The sequence below is a fragment of the Bradyrhizobium sp. STM 3843 genome (assembly GCF_000239815.1).
In the GTDB taxonomy this organism is placed as follows: domain Bacteria; phylum Pseudomonadota; class Alphaproteobacteria; order Rhizobiales; family Xanthobacteraceae; genus Bradyrhizobium.
The window spans coordinates 1-6638 of the sequence record NZ_CAFK01000111.1 but is presented as its reverse complement, the minus strand read 5'-3'; the positions used below and the strand labels follow the sequence as shown (position 1 = coordinate 6638).

General features: G+C 65.5%; 6 protein-coding genes and 1 tRNA gene. 3 read left to right on the top strand and 4 right to left on the bottom strand.

The annotated features are described in order from the left end of the window. Positions 1-998, bottom strand: a 998-nt coding sequence (gene tig / locus BRAS3843_RS14430; RefSeq protein WP_035981731.1) for a trigger factor, incomplete at its 3' end; no start/stop codon positions are given. Between the two features lie 164 nt (positions 999-1162). Continuing rightward, a tRNA-Leu gene (locus BRAS3843_RS14425) sits at positions 1163-1247 on the bottom strand. A gap of 200 nt (positions 1248-1447) precedes the next feature. Between BRAS3843_RS14425 and BRAS3843_RS14420 the strand changes: the two genes are divergently transcribed. Next, the gene (locus BRAS3843_RS14420; protein ID WP_008969660.1) at positions 1448-2749 is read left to right on the top strand and encodes a multicopper oxidase domain-containing protein; all 1302 of its coding nucleotides are present in this window, start codon (positions 1448-1450) and stop codon (positions 2747-2749) included. A gap of 26 nt (positions 2750-2775) precedes the next feature. Beyond that, complete coding sequence (locus BRAS3843_RS14415; protein ID WP_008969659.1) at positions 2776-3858, top strand: enolase C-terminal domain-like protein; 1083 nt, start codon at positions 2776-2778, stop codon at positions 3856-3858. Here the strand turns inward: BRAS3843_RS14415 and BRAS3843_RS14410 are convergent. Beyond that, complete coding sequence (locus BRAS3843_RS14410; protein WP_244425313.1) at positions 3846-4277, bottom strand: GNAT family N-acetyltransferase; 432 nt, start codon at positions 4275-4277, stop codon at positions 3846-3848. The genes BRAS3843_RS14415 and BRAS3843_RS14410 overlap by 13 nt on opposite strands. A gap of 38 nt (positions 4278-4315) precedes the next feature. Beyond that, on the bottom strand, positions 4316-5815 hold the full coding sequence (locus BRAS3843_RS14405) for a bifunctional ADP-dependent NAD(P)H-hydrate dehydratase/NAD(P)H-hydrate epimerase (protein WP_008969657.1): 1500 nt from the start codon (positions 5813-5815) through the stop codon (positions 4316-4318). A gap of 505 nt (positions 5816-6320) precedes the next feature. On the opposite strand from BRAS3843_RS14405, the gene BRAS3843_RS14400 reads away from it, so the two are divergent. Further along, the coding region (locus tag BRAS3843_RS14400; RefSeq protein WP_035981729.1) for a P-II family nitrogen regulator at positions 6321-6638 on the top strand (318 nt) is incomplete at its 3' end.

The window sequence follows — 6638 nt, the reverse complement described above, 5'->3', positions numbered from 1 at the left end:
GAAGACGCCATCTCGGCCTTGATCGAGTTCCACATCAGGTTGAACTCTTCATCGACCAGCGACGGCGGCGCTTCGAACTTGTGTGCCTCGTCGAGCTTGTCGAGCAGCGCCCGCTTGACCCGCTGGCGCGATGCACCATTGAACTCGCTCGCCAGCCGGTCGCGCATCATCTGCTTCAGCTTGTCGAGCGATTCGAGGCCGAGCGTCTTGGCGAATTCGTCGTCGACAGTGGTCTCCTGCGGTGCGGAGATCGCGGTCGCCGTGGTCTCGAACTCCGCCGCCTTGCCGGCCAGCTTGTCGTTGAGATAGTTCGCCGGGAACGTCACCTTCAGCGTACGGGTTTCGCCGGCGCCGATGCCCACCAGCTGGTCCTCGAAACCGGGAATGAAGGTGTTGGAACCGATGACGACATCGATGCCCTCGCCGGTGCCGCCCTCGAACGGCGTGCCGTCGATCCGGCCGGTGAAATTGACGGTGACGCGGTCACCGTTCTCGGCCTTGGCGCCGTCCGCCTTCGGCGTGTAGCTGCGGTTGCTGTCGGCCAGGCGCTTGATCGCCTCGTCGACGTCAGCATCGGTCACCTCGGCAACCGGCTTCTCGACCGAGAAGCTCTTGAAATCGGCCAGCGCGATCTGCGGCACCACCTCGACCGAGACGGTATAGGTCAGGTCCGACTTGCCGGAGAGGATGCTCTCGACGTCCTTCTCCTCGGTCGGCATCGTCACCTTGGGCTCAGTCGCAAGGCGGAAGCCGCGCTCGCTGAAGATCTGGGTGTTGGTGTCGCGGATGGTCTCGTCGACCGTCTCGGCCATCACCGACTTGCCGTAGATCTTCTTCAGGTGTGCGACCGGCACCTTGCCAGGACGGAAGCCGTTGATGCGCACCTTGTCCTTCAGGTCGAACAGCTTGGCGTCCGCTTTGGCATCGAGATCGGCGGCGGGAACGCTGACCTGGAATTCGTGCTTCAACCCTTGCGACAAGGTTTCGGTGACCTGCATGGCGTCAATCTTCTTCCGCTTCGGCTCATCCGTGAGCCAGACCATTTAAATTGTGATCGACGCGCGGCCTTGAGGCCTTGCGCCGGTGGACAGCGACCCCGCTTTCTCCTGGTGAGAGAACGGCTTCGCCGGTAAATCCTCAGGGCAAACGCCAGAATAGCGCTTGGTGCGGGCGGAGGGACTCGAACCCCCACAACTTTCGTCACTGGAACCTAAATCCAGCGCGTCTACCAGTTCCGCCACGCCCGCGTGAACTGCATCGTAAGCCCGGCCGCGATGCCGCGGGCGGCGCGGCTTATACCACGCGCGAACCTCGCCGCAGCAAAAAAATGGACCGTCAACAGCGCTTTGGCCCCAGCCGGGCTGTTAATGCATTGCAGTCAAGATAGGGAGACAAGGATGACTCGCATCCCCCTCAGCGCTCAATCTTTTTTCATCATGGCGAGTTCATGACGCCCGGTCAGAAACTCAGCCGGCGGATCATCCTGGCCGGATTTGGGGCAGGCCTGCTGCGAGTGCCCGCTCTCCGTCTCGCGCGCGCAGCCGAAGCGCCGCCGCTTGAGCTGCGCGCTCGCGCCGAATCTCTGCCGCTGCTGGCCGGCCAGCCCGCGGCCTCGGCATGGGGCCTCGTCGGTCCTCAGACCGCGCTCCGAACCCGGCAAGGCGGCACCCTGTCATTGGCTTTGGTCAACGATTTGCCGGTGCCCACCGCACTGGCCTTTCGCGGCCCGGGGTCAGCCGCCGAGCCCCTGCTCGCGCAACCGGGGCTGGCACCCGCGGCAACCGCGCGCTTCAATATCGGCGCCAGCCGCGCCGGGACCGGCACCGTGGACCTCAGGCTGCTCGCGGACGGCGCCGCCGCGCCAGCGCGGATATTACCCGTCATTATCGATGAAGCTCAGCCCGTAACGGTCGATCGCGACGAGATTTTCCTGATCGAGGACTGGCGCCTCACGGCCAACGGGAGCGCGCTTGCGCCCGGCCGCGATGCGCAGCAAGCTCAGGTCGTCCTGACGGTCAACGGCGCGAGGCTCCCGGAGATTCGCGCACGCGGGCAGGAACGGATCAGGCTCCGCGTCATCAATGGCTGCCAGCGGGCTGTGATCGCCGTGAAAATCGCCGACGTCGACGTCCGCGTGATGGCGATCGACAGCCAGCCGGCCGAACCATTCCTGGCCCGCAATGGCGCCGTGGTGATGCCCCCGGGCGGACGGGCCGATGCCTTGATCGATATGCCGGCCGCGGCCAAGGCGCCGCTGCCAATCCTGCTGCATGACGGCACGGCCGCCCAGCCGATCGGCCGGCTGGTCCTGTCCGACCAACCGCCGGTGCGCGCCACACCGCTGCCGCCGGCGGCCCCGTTGCCATCCAACGGCCTGCCGGAGCAACTCGACCTCAAGACTGCCGTCCGGGTCGAACTGGCGCTGGACGGGCCGGAATGGCTTGCCCCATCGAGGTTCACCGCCGCAAGCCGCCCCGCCTTCCAGGCCAAGGCCGGACGCACCGTGGTGCTGGCGCTGACCAACCGCAGCCCGACGGGTGCGACATTTCATCTCCACGGCTACCCGTTCCGATTGCTTGACCGGCTCGACGATGGCTGGAAGCCTTATTGGCTGGATACGCTCGCGCTGCAGAGCGGGCAGACCCAGCGCATCGCGTTTGCCGCCGAGACCGCCGGCCGGTTCCTGATCGAGAGCATGGGGACCGACTGGGCGGCCCCGCGGCTTGTGCGATGGTATGAGATCAGGTGAGACAACAAGCCCCAGGGACAAGACCAATGACCGTTCCCGCCATCACCGGCGTGACCGCGCGCGCCGTCGTCACCCCACTCAAGCGTCCCTTGCGCAATGCGTTCGGCGTCATCGACTCCGGCCCGCTGGTGCTGATCGATGTCACGACCGATCAAGGCGTCACCGGGCACGCTTATCTCTTCGCCTACACGCGGCTTGCATTGAAGCCGCTGGTGCTGCTGATCGAAGAGATCGGCGACGACCTGGTCGGCAAGCCGGTGGCGCCGTTCGAACTGCAGCGGATGCTGGACGCCAAATTCCGCCTGCTCGGCTGGCAGGGCCTGGTCGGCATGGCCGTGTCCGGCCTCGACATGGCGTTCTGGGATGCGCTGGGCCAGATCGCAGGCAAGCCGGTGGTCGACCTGCTCGGCGGCACGGCGCTCCCGGTTCCCGCCTATGACAGCTATGGCGTGCTCGATCCCGTATCGGACGAACGCGTGTTGCGCCAATCGATCGTGGAATTGGGTTTCCGCGCCATCAAGACCAAGGGCGGCCACGGCGATCTCTCGACCGATGAGCAGATGGTCAGGGGGCTGCGCGCCCTGCTCGGCCCGGACGTCGAGCTGATGCTCGATTTCAACCAGTCGCTCGATCCGGCTGAGGCCATCAGGCGCATTGCGCGCCTTGCCCCTTATGATCTCACCTGGATCGAGGAGCCGGTGCCCCAGGAAAACCTCTCAGGCCACGCCAAGGTGCGCAAGCGCTCGACCGTTCCGATCCAGGCCGGTGAGAATTGGTGGTTTCCGCGCGGCTTCGCCGAGGCTATCGCCGCGGGAGCGACCGACTTCATCATGCCCGACCTGATGAAGGTCGGCGGGATCACCGGCTGGCTCAACGTCGCAGGGCAAGCCGATGCCGCCTCGATCCCGATGTCGAGCCACATCCTGCCCGAAGCCAGCGCGCATGTGCTGGCGGTGACGCCGACCGCGCATTGGCTGGAGGTGCTGGATTTCGCTGGCGCGATCCTCAGCGAGCCGCTTCAGATCATCGATGGCACGCTGACAGCGCGCGGACCCGGCCTCGGCCTCGTCTGGAATGAGAGCGCGGTGGCGAAGTATCAGATCACGTGATCCGCACGCGGATCAGACGACCATTGGTAGAGAATATCAGGCTCGTTTTCCTCGTTGCGGCTGCCGTCAGTCTGGCACACTGCAACGAAGCCGCGCATTTCATAGAAGCGGCGCGCTGCGAGGTTACGCTGGAAGGTCCAGAGCTTCAGGCCGCGCGACGCAGCCTTGGCGATATCGAGCAGCGAGCTACCGATGCCCCTGCCCTGCGCGTTGGGATGCACATAGAGCTGGTCAATCCAGCCTTCTCGAAAAGCAATAATGCCCGTCAATGGGTCGCCATGGAAAGCGCCCCATAGCTCGCACTCCCTGAACACGCGCTCCCGGTAAAACCAGCGATCCTCATCCCGCGTGTGAAGCCCGGTCAGCCACGGGAAGGCCGCATCGAACGCGGCGCGATGCACGCGCGCGGCTGCGTCCAAGTCAGATAGAGCAAGCCGCCGGAGCGCAAGGACCGCGCTCAATACGCGATCCCGAACGCGTCATAGATGCGCCGGAACACTGCCGGCAGCGTCTCGGTCAGATCTTCCGCGATCAGGCCCGGCCCCGCTTCGGTACCGGCTTCGCCGTGCATCCAGACGCCGATGCTGGCGGCTTCGAACGCCGGCACGCCCTGGGCCAGCAGGCCTGCGATGATGCCTGACAGCACGTCACCGGCCCCGGCGGTGGCAAGCCAAGGCGGTGCATTGGCGGCAATGGTGGCACGGCCATCGGGCGCGGCGACCGTGGTGTCGGCGCCCTTCAGGAGCACGACCGCGCCGCAGCGGGCGGCGGCATCCCGCACGCGCTCGAGCTTGGAGCGCCCCGGATGCTTGTTGCTGAGATCGGAGAACAGCCGCGGAAACTCGCCTTCATGCGGCGTCAGCACCACCTCCGGCGCCGTCGCCCCCCTGATCTGCTCGAACAGCCGCTCCGGCGCATCGGCAAAGCTCGTCAGCGCGTCGGCATCGAGCACGAGGTGGCGTTGCGCTGCGAGCGCGGTGTGGACGAAGTCGCGGGTGCGCTCGCCGATGCCGGCGCCAGGGCCGATGATGCAGGTGTTGTAACGTCGGTCGCCGAGCAGGTCGCCGAATTCGATCGGCGTGTCGACCGAGCGCACCATCACCGCCGTCAGCGCCGTGGCATTCACAGCCAGCGCATCGCGCGGGCTGGCCAGCGTGGCAAGCCCCGCTCCGGCCCGCAGCGCGGCGCGTGCTGCCATCCGCGCAGCACCCGTTGCGCTGATGTCGCCGGACACTGCAAGCACATGGCCGCGTGCATATTTGTGGCCGTCGATGCGCGGCACCGGAAACTGCTTCTGCCAGATCTCCGGCACGTTTTCGAACGCCTGCGGCTTGATCTCGGCCAGCACCTGCGGATCGATGCCGATATCGGCGACGCGGACCCGCCCGCAATTGATCCGCGCCGGCAGGAGCAGATGCGCGGGCTTTTTGCGGAAGAAGGTCACGGTCTCGGTGGCGCGCACCGCGATGCCCATCACCGCGGCCGTGGTGCCATTGATGCCGCTCGGCAGATCGACCGCGAGCACCTTGGCGCCGTTGGCATTGATCGCCGCGATCATGTCGTGCGGCTCGCCGCTCACCGCGCGGCTCAAGCCCGCGCCGAACAGCGCATCGATGATGAGCGCCGGCTTGCCGATTGCCTGCGGATTGAACGGCAGCACCGGATATTTCCAGCCCTTGGCGGCGGAGGCCGCATCTCCCTGCAGCGCGTCGCGCTCGCACATCAGGATGACCGAGACCTCGCGCCCTTGGGCAGCCAGCTCCGCGGCGGCCACGAAGCCGTCGCCGCCATTGTTGCCGGGCCCGCAGATGACCAGGATCGGCCCCTCCTCCACCAGGTCCATGGCCGCCTCGGCGACGGCCTGACCGGCGCTCAGCATCAGCGAGAAGCCGGGCGTGCCGGCCGCAATGGTCAGCCGATCAGCGCGCTCCATTTCGCTCGTGGTCAGAACTTCCATCCGCTCTTGTCCCCGCTCACGCCAGCCCAATGCCGCCTCGCCGCCCCCACGGCGCCGATATCGCAGGCCAAGGTGCCAGCCGATATCTGTACAGCCTCTATTGCCGTGACCGCGGCGAAGTTCCAAGCAGGCATCGTGCGCGGCGGTTAACGCGCCGCCTTATCCTGAGGCATTTCCGCCGCAGTGCGGACGCCGCAGCCGCTTCTGCACATCATTTCACCTGTTTGCCTATTTCGCAGGCTCCGGTATTCTGGCTCTTCCAAGAGGGAGTCGTCAGGCTCATGCTAAGAGCCTGATTATCATTCGATTTGGGCCTGTTAACGACTTGGCATAGACCCTGCTTTTGTGGAGCCACTTCGGCGCTGGCAAGACGGGCTGTAAAGAACCAAGCCTCCGCCGAAGCATGTCAGGCCCGGTAACCGAGTGATCGAACGATCTGCGCTGCGTCGCGCAGCCTGGCGATGACCTTGCTGTTTTTTATGTCGGAATGCCCGGGAGGCGCTCAGTGAAGAAGATCGAAGCCATCATCAAGCCATTCAAGCTCGACGAGGTGAAGGAAGCGCTTCAGGAAGTGGGATTGCAGGGCATCACGGTGACGGAAGCCAAGGGATTTGGCCGGCAGAAGGGACATGCCGAACTCTATCGTGGCGCCGAATACATCGTCGACTTTCTGCCGAAGGTGAAGATCGAGATCGTGATCGGAGACGATCTGGTCGAGCGCGCGATCGAGGCGATCCGCCGCGCCGCACAGACCGGCCGTATCGGCGACGGCAAGATTTTCGTATCCAACATCGAGGAAGCCATCCGGATCCGGACCGGCGAA